This window comes from Pseudomonas xantholysinigenes (genome assembly GCF_014268885.2).
Classification (GTDB): domain Bacteria; phylum Pseudomonadota; class Gammaproteobacteria; order Pseudomonadales; family Pseudomonadaceae; genus Aquipseudomonas; species Aquipseudomonas xantholysinigenes.
In genome coordinates this window covers 2333905-2357737 of record NZ_CP077095.1, presented here as the reverse complement: position 1 = coordinate 2357737, position 23833 = coordinate 2333905, and the positions used below count along the sequence as shown (strand labels likewise).

Here is a 23833-nt window from a genome sequence, read left to right as displayed (position 1 = left end):
GGACTCCAGGATGAAACTGAACCAGCACAACCTCGGCCAACTACCGCCTACTGTCGCTCGCCCTACCTACAACCCAACCCAATTGCGCCAGGGCATCGTCCACATCGGCGTCGGCGGCTTCCACCGCGCCCACCAAGCCGCCTACACCGACGCCCTGATGAACTGCGGCGAAGGCCTCGACTGGGCCATCTGCGGCGTCGGCTTGCGCAGCGAAGACCGCGCCATGCGCGACGCCCTGGCCGGCCAGGATCACCTCTACACCCTGTTCGAACTGGGCGACCAGCCCGACACCAAGGTACGCGCAATCGCCGCCATCAACGGCATGCTGCTGGCCGAGGACGGCGCCGAACCGCTGCTGGCCAAACTGGCCGAGCCCAATATCCGCATCGTCTCGCTTACCATCACCGAAGGCGGCTACTGCATCGACGACAGCACCGGCGAGTTCCGCGCCGACCTGCCGCAAATCCAGCACGACCTGGCCAACCCACAAACCCCGCAAAGCGTCTTCGGCTACCTCTGCGAAGCCCTGCGCCGCCGCCGCGAAGCCGGCACCGGCCCGTTCACCGTGATGTCCTGCGACAACCTCCCGCACAACGGCGACGTCGCCCGCAAGGCCCTGTTGGCCTTCGCCCAGCGCCTCGACCCCGACCTGGCCAGCTGGATCGCCAGCCACGTCAGCTTCCCCAACGCCATGGTCGACCGCATCACCCCGATGACCAGCCCCGCCCACCGCCAGCAACTGCGCGAACGCCACGGCGTCGACGATGCCTGGCCGGTGGTGTGCGAGCCGTTTTTGCAGTGGGTGGTGGAAGATGACTTCGTCGCGGGCCGCCCGGCCTGGGAGAAAGTCGGCGTGCAGTTCACCCGCGACGTCACCCCGTATGAAGAGATGAAGATCAAGCTGCTCAACGGCAGCCACCTGGCCCTCACCTACCTGGGCTTCCTGCAAGGCTACCGCTTCGTCCACGAAACCCTCGCCGACCCGCTGCTGCGCCGCTACATGCACACCTTCATGGACCAGGACGTGACCCCGCAACTGGCCCCGGTGCCCGGCATCGATCTTGAGCGCTACAAGCAAAGCCTCAGCGAACGCTTCGCCAACCGCGCCATCGCCGACCAGCTGGAGCGCGTGTGCTCCGACGGCTCGTCGAAGTTCCCCAAGTTCATCGTGCCCACCGCCAGCCGCCTGATCGCCGACGGCAAGCCGCTGGAGCGCGTGGCCCTGGTGGTGGCCGCCTGGGCCCTGTACCTGCGCGGCGAAGACGAACACGGCACCCGCTACAGCATCCCCGACCCCCGCGCCGCCGACTGCCAGGCCCGGGTGGTGCAGCGCGACGGCCTGGCCGCCCGGGTGCTGGGCGACGAGGCGATCTTCGGCAGCGCCATCCCTGCGTCCAAGGCTTTCGTCAGCGCCTTCGAGCGCCTGTACGACAGCTTGCGCGAAGTCGGCGTGGGTGAAACCCTGCGCCAGGTCCTCGGTGACTGATACGGAGTGTTTCGAAATGGACGGATTGTTCCTCGGCATCGACTGCGGCACCCAGGGCACCAAGGCCCTGGTGCTGGACGCCGGCAGCGGCCAGGTGCTTGGCCTGGGCAGCGCCGCCCACGCCCCGCCCCAGGGCCGTGACGGCCGGCGTGAACAGGACCCCGCCGACTGGCTGGATGCCTTGCGAGCGGCGGTGGCCGCTGCATTGTGTGACGCCGGTGTGGATGGCCACGCGATCCGCGCGCTGGCGGTGTCCGGCCAGCAACACGGCCTGGTGATGCTCGACGCCCAGGGCCAGGTGCTGCGCCCGGCCAAGCTCTGGTGCGACACCGAGAGCGCGCCCGAGAACCAGGCACTGCTCGATGCCCTCGGTGGCGCCCACGGCTCGCTCGAACGCCTCGGGCTGGTGATCGCGCCGGGCTATACCCTGTCCAAATTGCTGTGGACCAAGCACCATCATCCCGAGCTGTTCGCCCGCCTCGCCCATCTCCTGCTGCCCCACGACTACCTGAACTACTGGCTGACCGGTCGCGCCTGCACGGAACCCGGCGACGCCTCCGGCACCGGCTACTACGACGTGCGCCGACGATCCTGGGCACCCGATGTCCTTCAACACATCGAGCCGGGCGAGCGTCTTTTGGCCGCACTGCCTGAGTTGCTCGAATCCGGCGATTGCATCGGCACCTTGCGCGAACAGGCCGCCACGGCCCTCGGCCTGAGCCCGCAGACCTGGGTGGCCACGGGCGGCGGCGACAACATGCTCGGCGCCATCGGCACCGGCAATATCGCCCCCGGCATGATCACCCTGAGCCTCGGCACCTCCGGCACCCTGGCCGCCCACGCCGACCAGCCCCACGTCAGCGCCCAGGGCGAAGTGGCGACCTTCTGCGCCTCCAGCGGCGGCTGGCTGCCGCTGATCTGCACCATGAACCTCACCAGCGCCTGCGCCCTGGTGCGCGACCTGCTGGAGCTCGACCTCGAGCGTTTCACTGAGCTCGCCGCCCAAGCCCCCAATCGGCGCCGACGGCCTGCTGATGCTGCCCTTCTTCGACGGCGAGCGCGTACCCGCATTGCCCGAAGCCACGGCCAGCCTGCACGGCATGACCAGCGCCAACCTGACCCGCGCCAACCTCTGCCGCGCCGTGCTCGAAGGCACCTACTTCAGCCTGCGCTACGGCCTCGACCTGCTGCGCGCCAGCGGCCTGCCAGGCAGCGAAATCCGCCTGGTCGGCGGCGCGGCGAAAAGCCCGCTATGGCGCCAGACACTGGCCGACCTGCTCGGCCTGCCAGTGGTGTGCCCCCAACAGACCGAAGCCGCCGCCCTGGGCGCCGCGATCCAGGCCGCCTGGAGCCTCGGCCGCCAGCTGGGCCAGGGCGACAGCCTCGAAACCCTGTGCAAACGCTGCGTCGCCCTCGACGAAAGCACCCGAACCCTGCCCCGCCCGGCGCAACAGGCCGAGTACGAGGTCGCCTATCAACGCTACCGGGAACAACTGCCTGCACGCTGAGTGCGGGTATCCTTCCCTTATCTATCGTTCTGGAGAACTGCATGTACCTGGTGTGTGGCGAGGCCCTGTTCGATGTGTTCAGCCTGGAAAACAGCAACCGCAGCAGCGAGCTGGGGTTTACCGCGATTGCCGGCGGGTCGCCGTTCAACGTGGCCGTCGGCCTGCGCCGGTTGGGCGTGGAATCGGCGTTGTTCGGCGGGTTGTCCAGCGACTACCTCGGTGCCCGGCTGCGCCGGGTACTGGAAGAGGAACGGGTGGACTGCCGCTATGTGGTAACCAGCGATGCACCGACCACCTTGGCCATGGTCGGGCTGGATGCCAATGGCTCGGCGCAGTATCAGTTTCGCGGTGAAGGCTGTGCGGATCGGCAGGTGACGCTGGCGCATTTGCCGGAGCTGGATGAGCGTGTGCGGGGAATCCATGTGGGTTCGTACACCCTGGTGGTGAAGCCCGTGGCCGATACGCTGATGGCGCTGGTGGAGCGCGAGCGGGACCGGCGGCTGATCAGCCTGGATCCGAATGTGCGGCTGAATCCGCAGCCGGATGTGGCGCTGTGGCGGCGGCAGGTGGAAGCGTTTGCTGGGTATGCGCATGTGATCAAGGCCAGTGAGGAAGACATCGCCCTGCTCTACCCAGGCCGGGAGACCCGTGACGTGGCTCAAGGCTGGCTAAACGAGCGCTGCCGACTGGTTTTCATTACTCATGGGGCGGATGGTGCCAGCGTGCATTGCGCACATGGCTCATGGCAGCGCCCAGCAGATACCTCGTTGCCGGTATGCGACACCGTCGGCGCCGGTGACACCTTCCAAGCCGCCGTGCTCGCCTACTTGGCTCGCCTCGGTGCAGACAGCCCGGCCGCGATAGCGACGCTCCCCCATAAAACCATCGATGCAATCCTCGCCTACGCAATCCATGCCGCAGCAATCACCTGCTCGCGAACAGGCCCAAACCTGCCCTTCGAGCATGAGCTGCCACCTATCGCCTAACCCAACCCAAACGCCGCCCCCTGTAGATACCGTCTTGACCCTCACCCCGCAAGAGGGATTTTGGGGTCAAACGGTATCCCCGACTTCACCACCCCGTAAACCAGGTGCAGCAGCTTGCGCATCGCCGCGCAGACGATCTGTTTGTAAGCTTTGTGCCGGCTGCTCAACCGCTCTGCCAGTTCCTTCACAACAGGGTTATGTCTGATTGAGACAGTGCCTGACATCCACAAGCCTGCACGCAGCCTTGAGGCGCCTGTACGCGAAATAGTGCTCTTACCTATGAACTCTCCCGATTGCTGCACCACTGGGTTTAAGCCTGAAAACGCGACAATCGCAGAAGGGCTTTGGTATTTCAGTGGATCGCCCAGTTCGGCGAGCAGCAACGTAGCAGTGGTGTCACCCAAACCATCAATCGAGGTAATCAGCTCACGTCGCTTGCGCAGGTCTGGATCATCATCGATCGTCTGCTCGATGGCCTTCCTGGTCTTTTCCAGCTCTTCGTTGATGTGCCCGATTACGTCTTGAATCGACTGCTGTACCGCATCTAGTGCGACATCCAAACGATTCTGCTCCATCTGGCGCATTTCCTTGAGGTCGTCCAGTCGCCGCACCAGAGCACGCAAGCGGCGCTGCGCAGGGGGCTCAGGCTCCCACTGGCGAAGCGAGACAGCCTTTTGTTGGCCATAGGCAGCAATGACTTTGGCGTCAGCCTTATCTGTTTTGACGCGCCGAAGCTCCACGTCAGCGAATTTCGCAATCACCGCCGGGTTCAGAATGCACACCCGATAACCTTGGTTGTGACAGTGCTCGGCCAGCGCTTCGTGATAGATGCCTGTAGCCTCCATAACAATCCAGGCGCCTGGTTCAGCATGGCGCTCAAGCCAGTCGCTAAACTGCCTGAACCCTCCAGGATCATTGGACAGCTTGGCTTTGGTGCGCATCTTGCCATTGGGGAGCGGGATGGCAATGTCGAAAGATTTTTTGGCGACATCAACGCCAACAAAGACGGACATGATCTCCTCCTTCAAACTACGAAAGTCGATCACCCTACACTCAGTTCAACCTTGTTAATGCGTGCTCACGCCGGGGGCGGGCACTAGATACCGTTCGAACTCGTCGAGTGGGGTTGGAAGACCAGAGCGTTATCTACAGTGCGGGCTTGATGCCCTTGGAGCGGCTCTGCTTCAAGGCCTTCCCTCGATGATCAGTCGAGAACTTTCGCCTCTAGGGAGGCGAAAGTCGAGATACAAGGAGCGGCCTTGCGTCGCGAAAGGACCGCAAAGCGGTCCCAGCGATTTTCGCTCAAACCACAATCCCGACCTCACCCACCATTATTGCCTCAACGTGTTACAGGCCTTTAGCCATTAGCACAACCGCCCTAATCGACCCTACTCACCCAGCGCTCGTATAGTCCCTTCTGAATTACAAAAACCAGGAAAGGACGCCATGGGTCACAAACTTCCACCCCTCTGCCAATGGCTGGCCATCCTGGCCCTCACCTGCAGCACCCCGGCCCTCGCCGCACCCGCCTCAGGCGACTACTGGATCATCTACGGCAAAGGCGAACGCCTGCACAACGAGGTCTACGTCGCCGATGCCGCCGGCATCCTGCAAAAGCCCGGTGGCGTGCAATCGGCCCAGGTCATGCAGCTGTTCGAAGACCCGGCCTTCCCGACCCTCGCCGCCTACGAGGTGCAGGTCAAATGCAAACAGCGCCAGATCCGCCTGGACAGCGCCCGGGCGATACGTCGCTTCGACGGCGCCGTGCGCGATGTGAAAACCAACGCCAAAGACTGGGTCGCACCAAAGGACTACTGGCTGCAGCGCACCTTCGCCTTCGTCTGCGCCCCCGACAACCGCGCACGCAACCAGATGCTGTCGATCGGCAAGATGCCGACGGCGAAAATGGTCGCCACCATCCAGGCCATGTTCATCCAGTTGATTGGCGTGCAGGCCAACAGCCAGGCGGTGCAGGAGCTGGACGACATGCTGGCGAACACCCCACGATGAACACACGCCCTCTGCTGGTCCTTGGCCTGTTATTGCCGGCGCTGGCCGGCTGCATCCCGACTCTGTCGGAGCTGATGGCGGGCAACCAATGGCAAGGGCGCGACGCCAAGCAGGCCATCGACTTCTTCGGCCCGCCCATGCGCATGGAGCCGCTGCCCGATGGCGGCGGGGTGCAGTTGGGCTGGTACCGCGATACCACCTACGTGCAAAAGGAGGTGGTCGGCAGCACCGCCGAGATGCAAGGCAACGTGATGGTCCATACCAACTACTGGGACGACGTGGCCCATCCTGGCGGCTGTACGATCCTGATGTCGGTGAACAAGGCCCGGCAGATCAACGATTTCTCCACCAAGGGCCGCTGTAACGGCGTGAACCTGGCGCCATAACGGCTATCCGAAACGCGGGAGCAGCCCTGTGGGACCGGGTTCGAGGAATCGGGCTCGCAGGCGCGGACTCGTGGGAGCGGGCTTGCCCCGCGATAGCGCCCGCCCAGACAACCAAGCCCCCAGCCAGATACCCTCCCCTACTCAGCCCCCCGCACAACCATCAACCCATGATTCACATCCTGGGCCAACGCCTTGGCCATGCCACTGAGGTAATGCACCGCCGTCAGCAGCGTAGGCAGATGATCAGTCTCCACCATCGCCAGATCACTGATCATGTGCACCGCACACATCAGCACGGTCGCCTGCTCCACCGCATGGTCCAGCGGATGCCCCGCCACCACGCGGAACAGCGGGTCTTGCACACTCACCTGCGCGCCTTCGCCAAAATGCCCGACGCCGGTGGTGGCGAGTTTCTTGATGCGCGGGATTTGCAATTCCTTATCCATACCATTCCTCCTGCGGCCCCGCGAACGGCGCGGGGCCTGATCGGTGAACATCCAGTGCGAGCCCAGGCTCGCCAGGTCAGTGCCGGGATTGCACGCGGCTCAGCGCCACCTCCACCAAGGTGCGGGCGCTGTCGATTTCGTGCATGGCGGCGAGGGTCAGGACCTGACCTGGGGGTTTGGCGTGGAGCAGGACGGTCTGCTGGCTGACGGTCAGGGCGCAGACGAGGTACTCGGAGATCTGGACCAGGAGGTCTTCGAGGGTGTGGGTGGTGTATTTGTCGTGTAGGGGTGGATCGGGGACTATTTTCAGCATGGTAGAGCTCCTATTTTCAAATGGAGCTACCGTTCTCTGCTGTCAAACAGAAAGGTGGCAGCTGTACGCGGGTTGACAGACCGGGAAAATAGGAAACCGGCGCACCGAAGTGCCCCACGTACAGCCACCATAGACGGCCATGCACGCGCGTTACTATCTTCCCGGTCTGTCAAAACCGGTCGCTGAATTGGCAGCGACTTGGCGAGACTAGATGGGTGATGCAGCGGCTGCAACGGGCTGTAAGGGGGTAGAAGTATGTTTCGGAAACGGACTACAGAGAAGAGGGAAAATCCGATTCCGTAGACCCTGGGCACGCCTGCTGCCACAACGAATATGGACCTGATACGCATACGAACTCGCGCGCGGACGCTACGATCGCAGTGGCGCTTTGCCAGTTTTTCTTGAACCGTTTGATCACTTTGGCGACGATGGGGAAATTTCCTACAAACATCGGCGACAAAGGGCAGCGCACGTGGCGATCAAAGCTGTATCGAAGGAACGTATTGACGAGGCTTTGCTGGAATTTGACCGCGACTTTAGAGGAAGACGAGAGTGGCATGGTTGGGAGACGAACCCTGCCCACCGCTACGCGATTGCTGTAGGGGGTACATCGTACCCAGCAAAGAAAATAGTCTCCTTGGCTACCGGTATCGCAGTGGGCCAATTCCCTGGCGGACACCTCACAAACCGCTATTTAGAAAAGCGTGGGTTTACCATTATCGAGCTGCAAAGCACTGGTCTAGAACCAGTCCTGCAGTTCGAGCCTGGGGCCATTTACGATCGCGTGACTGAAATCAACGGGCCATTCGGGGGTAGCCGGCAGAGCGGCATAGCGGCATCCGCTACCCACCCAGTGATTTTCTTGTTTACAGGTGATAGTGGCGAACAATACGGCTATGCCGACCGCTGGGAGAACGGTGCGTTTCTCTACACCGGTGAGGGGCAGCGTGGGCCTATGACATTGAACCGAGGCAATAGAGCTGTCGCTGAGCATGCTGAGACAGGTCGTGCGCTTCATCTGTTCACATCGCTCGGTAAAGGAAAAGGTAATCGCTACATAGGTGAGTTCTGCTGCGCCGACGTCTTTGAACGAACCCAGCCGGATGTTGATGGCGAGGACCGCACTGCTCTTGTATTCAGATTGGTACCTGTGGGTAGTCCAGAGCTGAACATCGAAACTGAGTTAGAGGCAGAGGTCGAACTCGCAGATTCGTCAACGGCTGCTCGGATAGCCGCACTGGCTGCCTGCAAGCCGGTAACGAATGCAATGGGCCAATCAGCGCAACGCAAAATTTACCAGCGCAGCCGAAAGGTCGCTCACTACGTCCTCATGCGTGCCAAAGGCTTATGTGAAAGCTGTGAAAAACCAGCCCCCTTCATTAAGAAGGATGGATCCCCGTACCTCGAACCGCATCATGTAAATCGGCTCTCCGACGGAGGCCTCGACCACCCTCGATACGTAGGTGCTGTCTGCCCGTCCTGCCATCGCGAGATTCACTCAGGCGTGCACGGAATGTTGCTTAACGAGCAGTTGAAGCTGCGACTTAAAGCAATTGAAGGCCGAGTTGACCACTACAGAGCTGAGGCTGGCATGCATTGAGACCACGACATCATCATGGCATCATCTACAAATGCTAACCTAGGGAGGATCTTGACCCTATGGCTACAGGGTGCTCTGGCTTCATGGATAGTAGGTCGATGTAAAGTCATCCTCCTGGCTTAAACCTGTACTTATTAACATCTATTCAGGGAATTGAATCACGTGGCAACATTTTCGGTAGCAGCTAGGACATTAGTGCATCTTGGTGCAGAACTGATCACCTCAGACGAGGTCGCAATTAATGAGCTCATTAAAAATGCGTTTGACGCAGAATCCCCCAGAGTAAAAATTGACATCCATATCCCTGTGCCTCAGCCAGTAGTTGACGAGAGCATCAGCAAGATCAATAGAAGCAAAGGCACCCCAACATTCAAAGCAGTCATACAAGAAATAAAAAAAGAAATCACCGAACAAACCTACGGCACTAGCGAACACTCAAGAGTAATAGAGCTACTTGAGGAATTCGACTCTCACCCCACAGCTGAGCAAGCAACACGAACAATTGAATCACTCAATTATATTTCTATTGAAGATTCAGGCTGCGGAATGGATGCAAAAACACTTGAATCCGTATTCCTAGCAATTGGAACACCATCCAAATTAACAACCAATAACTCCAAGGATCTTAGCCGCAAAATCTTAGGCAATAAAGGTATCGGCCGCTTAGCAATGATGCGCCTTGGAGACAGTGCCAAAGTAACTTCTTGGAGCAAGGGTGGAAACGCACACGAAATACTTTTTGATTGGCGATTATTTGACGACCCTACCAAGGACATCAACGACATAAGTCTAGACATAAAATCTAGCACTCGCGTTCGACAGACTGAATCGGGAACAGTCATAACGATTTCGGCCTTGAAGAGTCACTGGACCGAGGAAAAAATAAGGAACAAGCTAATTGGAGATTTCCTCCGTCGCTTGCAAAATCCATTCGTAAAGCCGGAAGAAACAAATGAAGGAGCAGATAAAAACCTGCAAGCTGGCACAATCGAAAAGACAAAAATATTAGGTTTTCCTATCGACATCCACATAAATGGTGGTGCCCGCATCCCCATTGAAGGAATGAAGAAACTATTAACCGACCTCGTTCAGACCGACATAGAGCTGGAATTCAACCCAAAAGAACTGAGTGATAATAACGGACCAGCACTGCGAACTGAGCTAATTGATTATCAACGGGGAAACGAACCAGAAATAACTGTAAGAACCACCAGCGAACTTACTCATGCGCTAACCACTAGCATAGTTGCGTTAAAAAAAATTGGCCCTATCCGTGCGACAATTCGCTGGTTCAACCGTGACAGACTTCGCCAACAAGCGACATTACATGGCAACTGGAAGGCAGCGAAAGCAGAGCTTGACATATGGAGTGGCGGGATAGCAATTTATCGCGACGGCTTTCGCGTAGGATTCTCAGGACAGTCTACCGGTGAAGACTGGTTGGGTTTAGACAGCTCAGCGCTAAAACGCGGGGGCTTTGCAGTCAACCGAATACAAACTGTAGGCGCATTAGAGATTTCCAGAGCAGAGAATCCCGGCTTAGTTGATCGTTCAAACCGTGAAGGACTTATCGAATCTCCTGAATCTAACCTCGTCCGAGAAATGCTGACAAAATTCGCAATTGATGAGCTACGGCGATACATCGGACATGAAGGTCACGAGGAGAAAAAAGCAAAACTTGATGACATTGTCGAAAGCGCCCCAGCTACGATAAGGGCGAGGGTCGTTCAAGCTGAACAAGGCTTAACTGACATCCGCTCAAAGGTTCCGCTAGAAGTTCAAGGCTCTGTTCAGTCCATTGCAGACCATCTTCACTTCATAAAGAATGAAGTAACAAGATTCGAAGAGGCAAGCAAACTAGCAGGAGAACGCCGCGAAGACATTCTTGAGCTAGCCGGAGTTGGCACGGTTATGTCGGGCGTACTCCACGAGCTAACGAGAACAACCGGTCACACTAGGCAGTTAATGCAAAAACTGTCTAAAGATGAATCACCACAAACCAAAGCACTGCTCGGAAAACTAGACGCTGAAATCAAAGCTATCAATACTCGGTTACGTCAACTAGACCCACTCACTCCGTCCGGCAGACATAGAAAAGAGGTATTTGACCTATCGGCCTTGCTAAACACCATAATTGAAGGTTATGCGGCTCGATTTGAACGCCACGAAGTAAAATGCAAGCTGATAATCTCAAATGAACCAGAGCTTCGACCAGTAAAGGTAAATATGGTTCGAGGTTTTGTAAGCCTGGCAATTGAGAACCTGATCACAAACTCCATCTACTGGGTACAACAAAGTATCAAGCCGGGCCAAACTGACAGATGCATCTCCATCGAACTTGACCCTGAATCACGGACATTAACTCTAAGGGACAACGGCCCTGGAATTTCACCTGCCGATAAAAATAGAATATTCACGGCGGGCTTTTCACTAAGGCCACGCGGCCAAGGTCTCGGGCTTTTCATTGCAGCCGAGGTTGCCACTTATCACGAAGCAAAGCTTGTATTGGATTCAGCGGACGATGACGGCCGTTTTCGGGGCTTTGTACTTGAGCTTCCCAAGGAATAGGTATGGATCTCAAAAAATCTCTGCAAGACGCAAAAATCATCAAAATTGCTATAATTGATGATGACTTATCTAACGATATTTGTACCGCAGACCTGCTCTCCATCGACGGTGACGTCGCAGCACTGCTTGGAGATCCTCACGATCCTGACTATGAGGCATATATCGGCGTCTTAACCAAGCATGGTCTGAAAATAGAAACAATTCCTGACCTTGCCACACCGCTTTCCGATAAGGCCATACTCGAAGAAGCGCCAACCCGATTAAGTGACGCAGTTCATAAAATATTAGAGGCCCGACATGATAACGCTGCACCTGTAAGACGCGTACTAAAATTATTAGAAGATGGCGGACTTCTGACGAAAAACATCGATTTCTACTCCTCCCCGCTCATCCCTGCGGATAAATTCTACGACCTGATAATAGTTGATTACTACTTAGTTCGAAACTCCAATCAGCAAACGCTCCCCTTCATAGACACAGTAATAACCGCACACAAAGACTGCGACAACCCACTCCAAGTTATATTGATGTCAACCCACGTCACGCAACTGCAGTCCGAGTTTCGCAGTATCCGCCCACTTCTGAAAGCATCAAGTTCCAGAATGCGCATCATGGGCAAACCTATGACTGATGATGATTTAATCCACTGGAAGACTGCGCTGCATCAGCTAGCGTCCGACAGACCATTCGTTTCAGCAGTCGAAGACTTTGTAAGTGAGACATCTAAAGGACTAGAGCTTGCAGCTCGAGACCAAGCAAATAAGCTTTGGGAGCTAGACTTGCAAGCCATGGACATACTCCACGAAACAGCAACATTGGACAATGATGACTTTTGCCGCTACGTGGAGGAATGCATTAGTCGCCACTTACTGACAGCACTGGAGTCGTATACTGGAATACGTAGTTCACTTCGCGTGCTCGGCGACTCATTGATGGAGCATCGCAACACAAATGTTATAGCCCCAGTGGCCGAGATAGGCGATTCTCGAGCAGCTATTCGAGGGCTTATGAGAAGTATGGAGTGGCGTGGCGGACCAAGTCTTGATCATACGACTTACCCTGCCCAGTCCTCTGCTTTAAACAAAGCGCAATGGCTAAAGAAGAGCCTTCGCTTTGGCATGGTACTACGCTCTAATGATGGCACAGAGTGGCTTAATCTAACGCAAGCATGTGATCTTGCTCAAGCCAAAGAGGATGCATTCGACAAGGTATCATTATTGCTTATAAGCGGGGTTCGTTCGCGCCCCTTGAATCAAGAAAAAAACCAGGCGATGGTCTACCTCAGCTCGACAGCGACCGATACGGAAACTGAAATCCTGGGATGGAACTTAAGAAACATCCGAACACCATCAATACAAGAGTTTGCGGAAGATTTTGTAAACGGCTGGTCCGGTCTAGGCGAGCTTCGCCTCGACCAAGCTCAAAGTATCGCAGCCACCTATAGCTCGAGAGCATCGAGAGTCGGACTCCAGCGAAGGTTGTCTAGCTGGCATTTGCAAGGGACTGCCTTACTAGCCGGCACACTATCGGAAGCTGACCCTGAGTCTGTACTTGCAGGAACCCCTTTAACGGGACACGCCATGAGCAGAGGGAACTCAGACGAACTTCATATAGATCGAGAAAGTATGAGCTCCATCATTGAGGCGTTTCCAGCCTCTATCAATGAAGAGTTACTACGCGCATATATGGGGGTACAACTCAAGGCCGGCAACAAACTCATAAACGAGACGCTACTGATTTACTGCAAAGAAAAGCCTAGCTCCATGAGAGATTTGAAATTCCTAATCAATCATGATAACTGGCTTAGCAACGGACAGAATAAAGCAAAGCTAGTGCTGGCCGTTTGGCACGCCTAACTCAATATGACACGGACGGCATTCGCAATTTTTTTTGCAAATGCCGTACCAAGTTTAACAGACCAGGATATTACATAGTCGAGAAATTCGGCAGCTCGTTACCATTTGTACACATTGGTTTAGGGGAACCGCAGAGCACTACTGGGGCGACCGCTTTATTTATGACAGATGTTACAGCCCCCGTCAGCCTCATCGACCCCATAAATATCATCGATATCCATGTTGTATTCCCATGGACGTAGAGGGTTTCTTGACCGCCGTGCTTTGGCACGTAATTTACGAGCTTCGTATTCTTTACGGATTGCAGCGACGCGCGTAGGTTTTTCTAAATCAGAAAGCGGCTCACCTTTAGTCCAGGTGAATGGTGATCCATGATCCAAAGCTGTCTTTTCCAGCGCCTTAGCTTCTTCGAAAGCGCCAGGGTGCCGTTCGCGCAGTCGAACCCATTCAATTTTTTGTTGGAAGAAACAAAAGGTGCAACCGCTTCGGCTTCGCCACTCGTAATACTCGGGCAAGCCGACACCAGAGGACTCCAGGATCTCGATAACCCCGGGCTTATCTACTCCCTCCTCACGGAAAGGGAGCACTACCTTAAGGCTCTCATGCTTTGAGGCATACCCTTCGCGATAGTCTTCATCGGATCTGATTGCGACGTAAGAGAAAACCTTCTCACCTGCCGCTAGCATCGGTCGAGTCCACTCCTCGAAGGGTGCAAGCTTCAATTGCCGCGTACACCAGCGTGTCTGAGGTGAAGGAAGAAAATTGTTGTACTCCCTTAACCAGAACTCAAAATCTCTCCTGGGATTCAGCCTCAGGATTGGCTTACCCAAAAATCCTTCAAGCCGGCCGAGAAAGTCCTGCACCTCTGGCAGCTCCTCACCGGTGTCGGTAAAGAAATATTCGATATCCAATTCGGGCCTGGTCTGGCGGATGTATACCGCTAGAGCAGCGCTATCACGTCCCCCAGAAAGCCCCAACAGATGACGCTCACGCATGACCTGGCCCTTCGTTCACGATCGTGGATCCAGCCCGAGCAAGAGCTGCGAGGAGCAGATCCCCCTCAAGCCCGGAGTTACGCAGTAACTCCAGAACCTTCGTGGCTGCACCTGAAACTGCCTCCCTATCTCTGCCGGCAACCTCAAAGGTCTTGTTGACCACATCTGACGACCCGCCGGAACCAATCACAATAGAGAAGGCTTCACGCCCTGGTGCTCTACCATTCACCGCGATCAGCGCTTCGGCCCTCCTGAAAGCAAGCGACAGATCAGCTACTGCAATCAAGGCAGCGTCTACATCTAAATCAGTCCAATCGCGTGGGGGCTTTTTCGCTGCCAGGCTCAGTATGTTATCCATCCCCAAAACCGTGCCATCCCGCTCCTGCAAGCGGAGTGCAAAGCCCTCAAGGCGGAGATCTCCAGTAGCTTTGGAGACGTAACCGGCACGCTCCCTGAGTTCGGGATCATCTCCTTCTTTGGCGTCAATGGCTTCTGCTAGCCGGTTATCTACCTTTCTCAACATTGCTGGAAACGCTTCTGTTAGCTCCAATAGAACACTCTCAAGGAGAGCTCCATCTCGCACAGCGCCATTCTCAAAAACGCTCGGTAGATCTACGAACAGCAGCTGATGTGGATCAGATGCTTTCACCAAGAGATCGCGGACAGCACGTGCCAGCCCCGACAACTGCTGCGTACGCCTTGTCCACAACGGTTGAGTGAAAATGACCTTTACAAGCGCTCTGGCAATATCTAGCGGAGATTCGGAAGTAGCTTCAAAACCACACTTAATCAGTACAGCCGAGATAGTTTTAAGCTGCTGGGATTTTTCAAGATCTTCATCAACCCACCGAAGCGCAAAGCGGCTAGGGTCTTGCAGCATTTCGTCCACGTCGACGTCTGTAAATCGAGGCTCAAAGATCCCGTCCCGATAGATAGCAACCTTGTCAGAGTGAGCGAGCATTAACGCCACAGCAAGCACTGGGAGCATTCCACTTTTCACTCCATAGGGAGCGCCGCTCCAAAGGGTGTAAAGCTCCCTAACCCCTACCGGACCGACAATTTGGCTGGCGAACTTCTTGAGTGCTGCATTCCACAGAGGATGGAAATTCCTCGAGTTGCTTGCTTTGGGTGCTTGGAAACCCCAAACTCCTTGCTTATCCAAACGATGCAGCCCCGTTGAGGAAAGAAGAGTTTCGTACAGACCCCGCTCTGCAGGGTATCCCTCGATGCCTAAACATTCCTCATGCGGATTTTGAACCATACGATGGAGCAGATCACGGCGTGCTTTCACGCTATTACTGGATAGGGCATCTCTATTTACGAGCTCACTCCACACTTGAGGAGCAGAGCTGAAGGTTCGAGCTGCCACGTCCGAGGCAAGTGAGGACAGGCTAGCCGGTCTTATAAAGTGCCCCTCGTACAACCACTCGGCACGCGCGACAGCCTCACGCAACGCTTCTTCTATCGCGCCCTTTACAGAAGATAAACGCGCAGCCACCTCGCGCCTAGCAACCGAGTCTCCCTCTAATTCAGGGCTGCTCTCGTAAACCAGTCGCAATGACATAAGCTCAGCACCAAGGTCAGCTATGAGCTGGTGGTTAGGCGGGATGCCGAAGAACAGCGTCTTCTTCGAGTTACTCTGCAGCTTGCTTAGGGTCCTAGCCACATCCTCGAGCGTGGACGCACGTTCAGGGAGAACCAATGCCAGCCTACCAAACTCTCCACTATCGGGTTCGTAGCTTTTCGACAATCTCTCTGCTTCTTGCACAGAATGCATAGTCACACCTAGCCATCGGAACGTACCGGTGGAGTGGTAGTGACGCTTGGCGATGATCGGATTCAAACTCGCCAGCGCCGTCAATGCTTTCGTGTCAGCCTCCACGAACGTCGCCCGAGCTTTCGCGACTTCTTGATCAATATCAAAGTCGCTGCCCTCAAAAATGGTCCAGGCCCCGAGATGACTTCGATAGAGCGCCACCCGCCAAGTCGCCAAGCGCTCCATAGCCCGGGCTATCTCAACTTTCGAGTAGCCAGGTAAAACGGTGTGCAGCACAGCCTCATCTGCCGCAAGTCCCGAAACACTGCGGAACATGTCGATCAACGCGAGTGCTTTTGCCAGCGAAATTTCTATTTCTGTGGCACCCTTGGAAGCAGCGCGCTCTACTGCCTCAACAGCCTGAGCCCAGCGGTGCCCGTCAGGAGAAGCGAGAATGGCCTGCTCAAGATTTGCTCGCAGATAATCCCAAAAAAGATCTGGCCCATAAACAGATTGCTGATCCCAAGTCGAAAGAAAATCTTGGAAACCGTGGGGCTCAAGCGATGTTAGAAACCCAAAAACACTTCGCTCATTTTGGCCAAACTGCCTACGAGAAGCAGGTCCAAGTAACGCTGCAGTTATTGGATGAAGTGGCCAACACTTATCAAGAAGAGATCCCATACCACACCCTACTGCAGGACGACGGCCGGAAATGGCAGCTCCAATAGTGTCGCTCATATCGGCTGTGTTTGGATGGGCAATATCGCAATGGATCGCCCTTCCTATGAGCTCGACTACTTCATCACCCGTGGCAACAAAAGAGACGTCTGAGAAACGCCCTTGAACTTTAGCCCACTCTTCTCTTGCTTCAATGCCAAGACGGGATGCGTATTGTCGGAACGCCTGATGAAGAACACCCAAAACGACTAGTTTTCCCCGGCTCCGAGCCGCGACTTCCGCCAGATCTTGGAAGAAGTGAACATCGTCACCACCCGCGGCTGATGCCTCAAGCAGCTTCCCCATTTCGTCGACAATTAGAAGTACGCCGGCACGGCCATCCTTTTCAGCCTCACTCACCAACGCATGTATCAATGCATCTGAGCTATCAGCTGATTCCGACCGACCGGTGGCTTTACTAAGCGACTTGGAAAGTTCTGCGAGGATACTGCTGCGACGTCCAACAACCGGAATAACAAGCCAGCTGCCATCGTCAGTGTTAAACGCCTCTCGAAATGAGGGAACCTTATCAACGAAGCACTCCGACTTTTCGCGCAATGATGCATCATCGGCGATAGCAGCAGCTAGGACGAGAGCCAGAGACGACTTCCCTCCTCCATAAGGACCTGTCCAAGTGAACGCGCGCTGACTACTGCCAACGATCTGTCGCGTCATGATCGAAAGCGCTTCACGTGCAGTCTCGGTCAGCACATAGCCGTCCAAAGCATCATCCCGTCCAAGATCTGCATCTATCCGGACTGAGCGCCGATAGTGTCGTTCGATTCTCACTGGCGCGGGCTCGAGCAAAACATCAGGCTCAACGGACATAGGACTCTCTCAACAATTTGGCCATCATCAATTCACATTCAAAATCACCGCGGTAAACCTGACGTAGTCCGGAGGTATCAGACCACCGTAGCTTGCCGTCAGTAAGCTCACTTAAAGTGAAAAGACGTTCCGCTACTGATTCCTCATCGAGTTTGAAGACTCGACCAGGAGAGCCTGGCGCGTAGGCTGTGGTTTCAAATGTGAGGGAAGATTCACCTACCCGGTGCCGCTGCCAAAAATCGAGGAGGGCCCATGTGAAGAAAGCGTCAGTAAGCGTTGATTTAGGTCCGCGCCGGAAGGAGAAGACGCCTTTTCGCTCCTCTTGGAGTAAACCGAGCTCAGCAAGCATAGGCTCAGCAGCTTCCTCAACCGAGGACATTGCGGATCTAGGAGCGTATCCTCGCAAGCATGTATCCAAATCGCGACTCAGCGTTGCGCTAGACAGTTTTCTCCCGCCAGAAATGGCTTGGGCAAATTTGGTGAGCGTAGGCAGCGCCTCGTCTCGACTGAATGATTGCGAGGTGAATACATTGAAAAGCCAATACCATGTGGTGGAACGGTTCCCGCGACCGGCCAAGCACCAATGTGCATACCATGCGGTAGTAGGATTTTCAGAGAATGGATCCAAACCCTCATCGAGGAAGATTTCTCTACCTGCCGGGCTGAGCTGGAAATTACGTCGTGACTCATCCTCCACCAAAACATCACACGCAAGTGCCCAATGCTTGATAGCCGCAACCATGTTTCGGCCTACACCGAATTCTGCGATAGCCCTATCGTCAGTGAAAGTGGTCTTGGGCACGAGCCCATCTGCATCTGCGGTCTCAACCGCTTTTTTTAGCCACATCTGACGAAGCGGAAACGTCTCATGCCCAGAAAAATGGGCGTCTATCTTGCCATCGTGCATCGAAGTCATTGGCCCCATCCCAAAATGCTTACCCTTTCCAGTACCAGAGGTCCGGCCTGGAGGACCCATCCAGTCGTCCAAGGTGATAAGGGCGCATTGTATAGGAACCTCCTATCACTCTACAAAAGCTGGTCTCGATTTCATCCACGACTCACCGGTACCGACGGTAGGCTTACGGCTCCGTGCAAGGACAAGCCTGCAATGTAGATACGATTCTTGCTTGCTATCGAATTAGGCTCCGCTTCGCGGTTAGGAATTCTACGGAACGCGAAGTCGTATGCCTTCGCAAGGTGAGCTCGAGGCCACCGAAACTCGGAGGGGTAATTGCCACTCCGTATGAGCGGACGCAAATTACCAAGACTCTGCCGATTCTGAATTTTTGATTAACTAACAGTTGAAATTCGGCGGGGCAGAAAGTGAGGGAAATTGTTAACGAGAGAAAAGCGGACAGCCATAAAAAAATCCAGCCACCGCTAAGTGACTGGATTCTTTGGAGTATTTTGGTCGGGACGGAGTGATTCGAACACTCGACCCCTTGCACCCCATGCAAGTGCGCTACCGGGCTGCGCTACGCCCCGACATCATTCTCGATACCGCTGAGAACGTTGAAGAATTTAACCTAACCTTTTGAATAATGGAAGCTTTTTTTCAAAAATTTCCACTCGTCGTCAACCAGGTCACTTCTTCAGCACCACCAACACATCCTCCAACTCCGCAATCATCTGCCGAATCAGCTGCTTGTACTGGCTGGACTCATCCTTGACCTCATCACTGGAGAGCCTTAACCGCGCCCCGCCAATGGTAAAGCCCTGGTCATACAGCAAAGCGCGGATCTGGCGGATCATCAGCACGTCTTGCCGCTGATAATACCGCCGGTTGCCACGGCGCTTCACCGGGTTGAGCTGCGGAAATTCCTGCTCCCAGTAGCGCAGCACGTGCGGTTTTACCGCACAGAGCTCGCTGACTTCACCGATGGTGAAGTAGCGTTTGCCCGGGATGGGGGGCAGCTCGTCGTTATGGCTTGGTTCCAGCATAGGCCTCTACCCGGGCTTTCAGCTTCTGCCCTGGACGAAAGGTGACGACACGGCGCGCGGTGATCGGGATCTCTTCCCCTGTTTTAGGGTTGCGGCCCGGCCGCTGGCGTTTGTCGCGAAGGTCGAAGTTGCCGAAACCGGACAACTTGACCTGCTCGTTGTCTTCAAGCGCGTGCCGAATTTCTTCGAAAAACAGCTCGACCAGCTCCTTGGCCTCACGCTTGTTAAGCCCCAGCTCCTCGTACAGCCTTTCGGCCATCTCAGCTTTCGTCAGAGCACCCATGCCGTTATTTCCTTAACGTGGTGTTCAACCTTTGTTCAAGCGAGGTGAGGATGGTTTGCAGGGTTTCATTCACCTCATCGTCGTTAAGAGTGCGCGATGGATGTTGCCAGGTCAAGCCGACGGCCAGGCTTTTTCTATCAGGATCAATGCCTTTACCCTGGTAGACGTCAAACAGCCTGAGGTCTGTGAGCCATTCGCCTGCATTGTCACGAATTACTTCAAGCACCGAGCTAGAAGCCACATCACGACCTGCGATCAAGGCCAGGTCACGGCGGGTTTCCGGGAACTTGGACAGCTCGCTGAACTTCGGCAGGCGGCCTTCCACGACATCACCGAGCACCAGCTCGAAGACGAACACCGGGCGGTCGAGGCCGAGGGTCTTGGCCAGCTCCGGGTGGATGGCGCCGAGGTAGCCGACTTCCTTGCCGTCGCGCTCGATGCGGGCGGTCTGGCCTGGGTGCAGGGCTGGGTGCTTGCCGGCGACGAAGCTGAAGTCGCTCAGGGCACCGGAGTAGCCCAGCAGGGCTTCCACGTCGGCTTTGACGTCGAAGAAGTCGATGCCGTCGCGGCCGTTGGCCCAGCCTTCGGGCTGGCGGCTGCCGGTGGCGACGCCGGCGATCATCGGCTGCTGCTTGAGGTCACCGAGCTGGCCGACGAAGCGCAGGCCGCTTTCGAACAGGCGCACGCGGTCTTGCTGGCGGTTGAGGTTGTGCTGCATCGCCTTGACCAGGCCCGGCCACAGCGAGGCGCGCATGGCGGCCATGTCGCTGGAGATGGGGTTGGCCAGCAGCAGCGGCTCGACGCCTGGGGTGAACAGCTCGAACAGTTTCGGGTCGATGAAGCTGTAGGTGATGGCTTCCTGATAGCCGCGGGCAACCAGCAGGCGACGCAGGTTCGGCAGCTCGCCGCGGGTTTCCGGGCGGGCTTGCGGGGCCAGGCGGGCCTGCGGGTAGCGGACCGGCAGGTTGTTGTAGCCGTACAGGCGGGCCAGCTCTTCGATCAGGTCGACTTCCAGGCTGACGTCGAAGCGGTGGCTTGGGACGGTGACAGTCCATTGCCCTGCCCCGTTTGCGCTGGTTTTCAACTCCAGGGCGTTGAGCAGCTGCTCGACCTGGGCGGCGTCCATCTCCATGCCAAGCATCTGGGTGATGCGTTCGGCGCGCAGGGTGATCGGCGCGATGTTCGGCAGGTGCTGCTCGCTCACGGTCTCGACTACGGGGCCTGCTTCGCCGCCAACGATCTCGAGGATCAGGGCGGTGGCGCGCTCCATGGCTTCACGGGCCAGTTGCGAGTCCACGCCGCGCTCGTAGCGGTGCGAGGCGTCGGTGTGCAGGCCATAGGAACGGGCTTTGCCGGCGACGGAGATCGGCTCGAAGAAGGCGCTCTCGAGGAACAGGTCGCGGGTCTTCTCGGTGTTGACGCCGCTGTGCTCGCCACCCATCACGCCAGCAATGGCCAGGGCGCGGGTGTGGTCGGCGATCACCAGGGTGTCGGCGCGCAGGGCGACTTCCTGGCCGTCCAGCAGGACGAGCTTCTCGCCCTCCTCGGCCATGCGTACGCGGATGCCGCCGTTGATTTCGGCGAGATCGAAGGCGTGCATCGGCTGGCCGAGTTCGAGCATCACGTAGTTGGTGATGTCGACGGCGGCGTCGATGCTGCGCACGTCGCTGCGGCGCAGGCGCTCGACCATCCACAGCGGGGTCGGCTTGCTCAGGTCGACGTTGCGGATCACGCGGCCCAGGTAGCGTGGGCAGGCGGCCGGGGCGCTGACTTCGACCGGGCGCACTTCGTCGTGGGCGGCCGGTACCGCTGGCACCACCGGGCGGGTGACCGGCACGTCGTACAGGGCGCTGACGTCACGGGCAAGACCGGCCAGGGACAGGCAGTCGCCGCGGTTCGGGGTCAGGCCGATCTCGATGCTGGCGTCGTCCAGGTTCAGGTACTTGCGAATGTCTTCGCCAACCGGGGCGTCAGCCGCCAGTTCCAGCAGGCCGTCGTTCTCTTCGCTGATCTGCAGCTCGGAAGCCGAGCAGAGCATGCCGAACGACTCGACGCCGCGCAGCTTGGCTTTCTTGATCTTGAAGTCGCCCGGCAGTTCGGCGCCGATCATCGCGAACGGGATCTTGATGCCTGGGCGGGCATTCGGGGCGCCGCAGACCACCTGGAAGGTCTCTGCGCCGTTGCTCACCTGGCATACGCGCAGCTTGTCGGCGTCCGGGTGTTGTTCGGTGGTGAGGATCTCGCCCACCACGATGCCGCTGAACTGGCCGGCAGCGGGGGTTACGCTGTCGACTTCGAGGCCGGCCATGGACAGGCGGGCGACCAGTTCGTCACGGGAGACTTGCGGGTTTACCCAACCGCGCAGCCACTGTTCACTGAATTTCATGCTGTTCTCCTGAAAGTTGCGTCGATTGGGCCTAGCGGAATTGAGCCAAGAACCGCAGGTCGTTGTCGAAGAACAGACGCAAATCGTTGACGCCATAGCGCAGCATGGCCAGGCGCTCGGCGCCCATGCCGAAGGCGAAGCCCTGGAACTCTTCCGGGTCGATGCCAGACATGCGCAGCACGTTCGGGTGGACCATGCCGCAGCCCATCACTTCCAGCCAGCCGGTCTGCTTGCACACGCGGCAACCGTTGCCGGAACACATCACGCACTGGATGTCGACTTCGGCGGACGGCTCGGTGAAGGGGAAGAACGACGGGCGGAAGCGCACGGCCAGTTCTTTCTCGAAGAACACCCGCAGGAACTCTTCGATGGTGCCCTTGAGGTCGGCAAAATTGATGCCGCGGTCGATCAGCAGGCCTTCGACCTGGTGGAACATCGGCGAGTGGGTGATATCCGAGTCGCAACGGTACACACGGCCTGGGCAGACGATGCGGATCGGCGGCTGGGTGCTTTCCATGGTGCGTACCTGGACCGGCGAGGTGTGGGTGCGCAGCAGCATGTTGGCGTTGAAATAGAAGGTGTCGTGCATCGCCCGGGCCGGGTGGTGGCCGGGGATGTTGAGCGCTTCGAAGTTGTGGTAGTCGTCTTCGACCTCGGGGCCTTCGGCGATGCCGTAGCCGATGTGGGTGAAGAACTGCTCGATGCGCTCGAGGGTACGGGTGATCGGGTGCAGCCCGCCGGTGGTCTGGCCACGGCCTGGCAGGGTCACGTCGATGCATTCGGCGGCCAGGCGAGCGTTGAGCTCAGCCTCTTCAAAACCGGCCTTGCGTGCGTTGAGCACGTCGGTGACGCGTTCCTTGGCGTCGTTGATCAGCGCGCCAACCTTGGGGCGCTCTTCGGCTGGCAGGTTGCCCAGGGTCTTCATCACCTGGGTCAGCTCGCCTTTCTTGCCGAGGAATTGAACCCGGATCTGTTCCAGGGTAGTGATGTCTTCAGCGCGTTCCACGGCCTCTAGGGCTTGGGCGACCAGCGCGTCCAGGTTTTCCATGTACAGACTCCAGATACGAAAATAGGGGAAGAGCTTTTGAAGGCTCTTCCCCTATCCGATGACGTTTTACACCCGACGGCGCAGGCGCCGCCGGATGATTGTCGTGGGTACTTAAGCCAGTACGGCTTTAGCCTTCTCGACAATCGCAGCAAACGCCGCTTTTTCGTTCACTGCCAGATCGGCCAGAACCTTACGGTCGATTTCGATCGACGCCTTTTTCAGGCCAGCAATCAGACGGCTGTACGACAGACCGTTGGTGCGGGCACCGGCGTTGATACGAGCGATCCACAGTGCGCGGAACTGACGCTTCTTCTGGCGACGGTCGCGGTAGGCGTATTGGCCTGCCTTGATGACCGCTTGCTTGGCTACACGGAATACGCGCGAACGTGCACCGTAGTAACCTTTAGCCAGTTTCAGAATTTTTTTGTGACGCTTACGAGCGATAACGCCGCGCTTAACACGAGCCATGAGTAACTTCCTCTATCTTAACCAGAATTAACGAACGCGCAGCATGCGCTCGACTTTTGCCACGTCAGACGGGTGCAGCAGGCTGGCACCGCGCAGTTGACGCTTACGCTTGGTCGACATTTTGGTCAGGATGTGGCTCTTGAAAGCGTGCTTGTGCTTGAAGCCGGAAGCCGTCTTCAGGAAGCGCTTCGCAGCACCGCTCTTGGTTTTCATCTTTGGCATGTTGGAACTCCGCATTCGAATAAAAATTAC

General features: G+C 56.9%; 19 protein-coding genes, 1 tRNA gene and 1 pseudogene. 8 read left to right on the top strand and 13 right to left on the bottom strand.

Annotated features, from left to right (window positions below; genetic code table 11):
* Window positions 1-10 precede the first annotated feature (10 nt).
* From HU772_RS10785 to HU772_RS10775, 3 genes and pseudogenes are all read left to right on the top strand, one after another.
* Window positions 11-1486 (top strand): mannitol dehydrogenase family protein, encoded by a 1476-nt coding sequence (locus tag HU772_RS10785; RefSeq protein ID WP_186662423.1) that lies wholly within the window; start codon window positions 11-13, stop codon window positions 1484-1486.
* A gap of 16 nt (window positions 1487-1502) precedes the next feature.
* A pseudogene (gene xylB / locus HU772_RS10780) lies at window positions 1503-2994 on the top strand (xylulokinase).
* Between the two features lie 41 nt (window positions 2995-3035).
* A complete protein-coding gene (locus HU772_RS10775) occupies window positions 3036-3980 on the top strand; it encodes a carbohydrate kinase family protein (RefSeq protein ID WP_186662424.1) in 945 nt (314 codons plus the stop codon).
* Between the two features lie 41 nt (window positions 3981-4021).
* Here the strand turns inward: HU772_RS10775 and HU772_RS10770 are convergent, their stop codons facing one another.
* On the bottom strand, window positions 4022-4993 hold the full coding sequence (locus HU772_RS10770) for an IS110 family RNA-guided transposase (protein WP_217858722.1): 972 nt from the start codon (window positions 4991-4993) through the stop codon (window positions 4022-4024).
* A 433-nt stretch (window positions 4994-5426) separates the two neighbouring features.
* On the opposite strand from HU772_RS10770, the gene HU772_RS10765 reads away from it, so the two are divergent.
* Both HU772_RS10765 and HU772_RS10760 read left to right on the top strand, forming a co-directional pair.
* Window positions 5427-5990, top strand: coding sequence for a hypothetical protein (locus tag HU772_RS10765; RefSeq protein ID WP_186661689.1), 564 nt, complete (start codon window positions 5427-5429; stop codon window positions 5988-5990).
* Window positions 5987-6376 (top strand): hypothetical protein, encoded by a 390-nt coding sequence (locus HU772_RS10760; RefSeq protein WP_186661688.1) that lies wholly within the window; start codon window positions 5987-5989, stop codon window positions 6374-6376. Before HU772_RS10765 ends, HU772_RS10760 begins: the two co-directional genes overlap by 4 nt.
* Window positions 6377-6513: 137 nt before the next feature.
* Here the strand turns inward: HU772_RS10760 and HU772_RS10755 are convergent, their stop codons facing one another.
* Together HU772_RS10755 and HU772_RS10750 are read right to left on the bottom strand one after the other, a co-directional pair.
* Complete coding sequence (locus HU772_RS10755; protein WP_186661687.1) at window positions 6514-6822, bottom strand: DUF3077 domain-containing protein; 309 nt, start codon at window positions 6820-6822, stop codon at window positions 6514-6516.
* Between the two features lie 76 nt (window positions 6823-6898).
* The gene (locus HU772_RS10750) at window positions 6899-7135 is read right to left on the bottom strand and encodes a hypothetical protein (protein ID WP_028688843.1); all 237 of its coding nucleotides are present in this window, start codon (window positions 7133-7135) and stop codon (window positions 6899-6901) included.
* 472 nt (window positions 7136-7607) lie between these two features.
* Here HU772_RS10750 and HU772_RS10745 point away from each other — a divergent pair, with 472 nt between their 5' ends.
* The 3 genes from HU772_RS10745 (at window position 7608) to HU772_RS10735 (ending at window position 13159) form a co-directional block, all read left to right on the top strand.
* Complete coding sequence (locus tag HU772_RS10745; RefSeq protein ID WP_186661686.1) at window positions 7608-8735, top strand: HNH endonuclease; 1128 nt, start codon at window positions 7608-7610, stop codon at window positions 8733-8735.
* A gap of 162 nt (window positions 8736-8897) precedes the next feature.
* On the top strand, window positions 8898-11303 hold the full coding sequence (locus tag HU772_RS10740) for an ATP-binding protein (protein ID WP_186661685.1): 2406 nt from the start codon (window positions 8898-8900) through the stop codon (window positions 11301-11303).
* A gap of 2 nt (window positions 11304-11305) precedes the next feature.
* Window positions 11306-13159 carry a hypothetical protein gene (locus HU772_RS10735; protein WP_186661684.1) on the top strand — a complete coding sequence of 618 codons (1854 nt, stop codon included), beginning with the start codon at window positions 11306-11308 and terminating at the stop codon, window positions 13157-13159.
* Window positions 13160-13314: 155 nt separating this feature from the next.
* Here the strand turns inward: HU772_RS10735 and HU772_RS10730 are convergent, their stop codons facing one another.
* From HU772_RS10730 to rpmI, 10 genes are all read right to left on the bottom strand, one after another.
* The gene (locus tag HU772_RS10730) at window positions 13315-14154 is read right to left on the bottom strand and encodes an adenine nucleotide alpha hydrolase family protein (RefSeq protein ID WP_186661683.1); all 840 of its coding nucleotides are present in this window, start codon (window positions 14152-14154) and stop codon (window positions 13315-13317) included.
* Window positions 14147-17455, bottom strand: a complete 3309-nt coding sequence (locus HU772_RS10725; protein WP_186661681.1) for an ATP-binding protein — start codon at window positions 17453-17455, stop codon at window positions 14147-14149. Before HU772_RS10725 ends, HU772_RS10730 begins: the two co-directional genes overlap by 8 nt.
* Window positions 17445-18371, bottom strand: coding sequence for a DUF4007 family protein (locus tag HU772_RS10720; RefSeq protein WP_186661679.1), 927 nt, complete (start codon window positions 18369-18371; stop codon window positions 17445-17447). Before HU772_RS10720 ends, HU772_RS10725 begins: the two co-directional genes overlap by 11 nt.
* A gap of 492 nt (window positions 18372-18863) precedes the next feature.
* Window positions 18864-18940, bottom strand: a tRNA-Pro gene (locus tag HU772_RS10715).
* Window positions 18941-19039: 99 nt separating this feature from the next.
* The gene (locus tag HU772_RS10710; RefSeq protein WP_011533210.1) at window positions 19040-19396 is read right to left on the bottom strand and encodes a MerR family transcriptional regulator; all 357 of its coding nucleotides are present in this window, start codon (window positions 19394-19396) and stop codon (window positions 19040-19042) included.
* Window positions 19377-19679, bottom strand: coding sequence for an integration host factor subunit alpha (gene ihfA, locus HU772_RS10705; protein WP_009394049.1), 303 nt, complete (start codon window positions 19677-19679; stop codon window positions 19377-19379). Before ihfA ends, HU772_RS10710 begins: the two co-directional genes overlap by 20 nt.
* Before the next feature lie 4 nt (window positions 19680-19683).
* A complete protein-coding gene (gene pheT, locus HU772_RS10700; RefSeq protein WP_186661677.1) occupies window positions 19684-22065 on the bottom strand; it encodes a phenylalanine--tRNA ligase subunit beta in 2382 nt (793 codons plus the stop codon).
* Between the two features lie 31 nt (window positions 22066-22096).
* Window positions 22097-23113: a phenylalanine--tRNA ligase subunit alpha gene (gene pheS / locus HU772_RS10695; protein WP_186661675.1), complete on the bottom strand. Its 1017-nt coding sequence runs from the start codon at window positions 23111-23113 to the stop codon at window positions 22097-22099.
* A gap of 111 nt (window positions 23114-23224) precedes the next feature.
* Window positions 23225-23581, bottom strand: coding sequence for a 50S ribosomal protein L20 (gene rplT / locus HU772_RS10690; protein ID WP_003250671.1), 357 nt, complete (start codon window positions 23579-23581; stop codon window positions 23225-23227).
* Between the two features lie 27 nt (window positions 23582-23608).
* Complete coding sequence (rpmI, locus tag HU772_RS10685; RefSeq protein WP_003250667.1) at window positions 23609-23803, bottom strand: 50S ribosomal protein L35; 195 nt, start codon at window positions 23801-23803, stop codon at window positions 23609-23611.
* Between the last annotated feature and the right edge of the window lie 30 nt (window positions 23804-23833).

Excerpts from the sequence above, each read along its gene's own strand:
- HU772_RS10785 (WP_186662423.1), top strand. The coding sequence starts at position 11 with ATGAAACTGAACCAGCACAACCTCGGCCAACTACCGCCTACTGTCGCT.
- HU772_RS10760 (WP_186661688.1), top strand. The coding sequence starts at position 5,987 with ATGAACACACGCCCTCTGCTGGTCCTTGGCCTGTTATTGCCGGCGCTG.
- ihfA (WP_009394049.1), bottom strand. The coding sequence starts at position 19,679 with ATGGGTGCTCTGACGAAAGCTGAGATGGCCGAAAGGCTGTACGAGGAG.
- HU772_RS10755 (WP_186661687.1), bottom strand. The coding sequence starts at position 6,822 with ATGGATAAGGAATTGCAAATCCCGCGCATCAAGAAACTCGCCACCACC.
- HU772_RS10730 (WP_186661683.1), bottom strand. The coding sequence starts at position 14,154 with ATGCGTGAGCGTCATCTGTTGGGGCTTTCTGGGGGACGTGATAGCGCT.
- pheT (WP_186661677.1), bottom strand. The coding sequence starts at position 22,065 with ATGAAATTCAGTGAACAGTGGCTGCGCGGTTGGGTAAACCCGCAAGTC.
- rplT (WP_003250671.1), bottom strand. The coding sequence starts at position 23,581 with ATGGCTCGTGTTAAGCGCGGCGTTATCGCTCGTAAGCGTCACAAAAAA.
- HU772_RS10775 (WP_186662424.1), top strand. The coding sequence starts at position 3,036 with ATGTACCTGGTGTGTGGCGAGGCCCTGTTCGATGTGTTCAGCCTGGAA.
- HU772_RS10710 (WP_011533210.1), bottom strand. The coding sequence starts at position 19,396 with ATGCTGGAACCAAGCCATAACGACGAGCTGCCCCCCATCCCGGGCAAA.
- HU772_RS10770 (WP_217858722.1), bottom strand. The coding sequence starts at position 4,993 with ATGTCCGTCTTTGTTGGCGTTGATGTCGCCAAAAAATCTTTCGACATT.
- HU772_RS10735 (WP_186661684.1), top strand. The coding sequence starts at position 11,306 with ATGGATCTCAAAAAATCTCTGCAAGACGCAAAAATCATCAAAATTGCT.
- HU772_RS10765 (WP_186661689.1), top strand. The coding sequence starts at position 5,427 with ATGGGTCACAAACTTCCACCCCTCTGCCAATGGCTGGCCATCCTGGCC.
- rpmI (WP_003250667.1), bottom strand. The coding sequence starts at position 23,803 with ATGCCAAAGATGAAAACCAAGAGCGGTGCTGCGAAGCGCTTCCTGAAG.
- HU772_RS10725 (WP_186661681.1), bottom strand. The coding sequence starts at position 17,455 with ATGTCCGTTGAGCCTGATGTTTTGCTCGAGCCCGCGCCAGTGAGAATC.
- HU772_RS10750 (WP_028688843.1), bottom strand. The coding sequence starts at position 7,135 with ATGCTGAAAATAGTCCCCGATCCACCCCTACACGACAAATACACCACC.
- HU772_RS10720 (WP_186661679.1), bottom strand. The coding sequence starts at position 18,371 with ATGACTTCGATGCACGATGGCAAGATAGACGCCCATTTTTCTGGGCAT.
- pheS (WP_186661675.1), bottom strand. The coding sequence starts at position 23,113 with ATGGAAAACCTGGACGCGCTGGTCGCCCAAGCCCTAGAGGCCGTGGAA.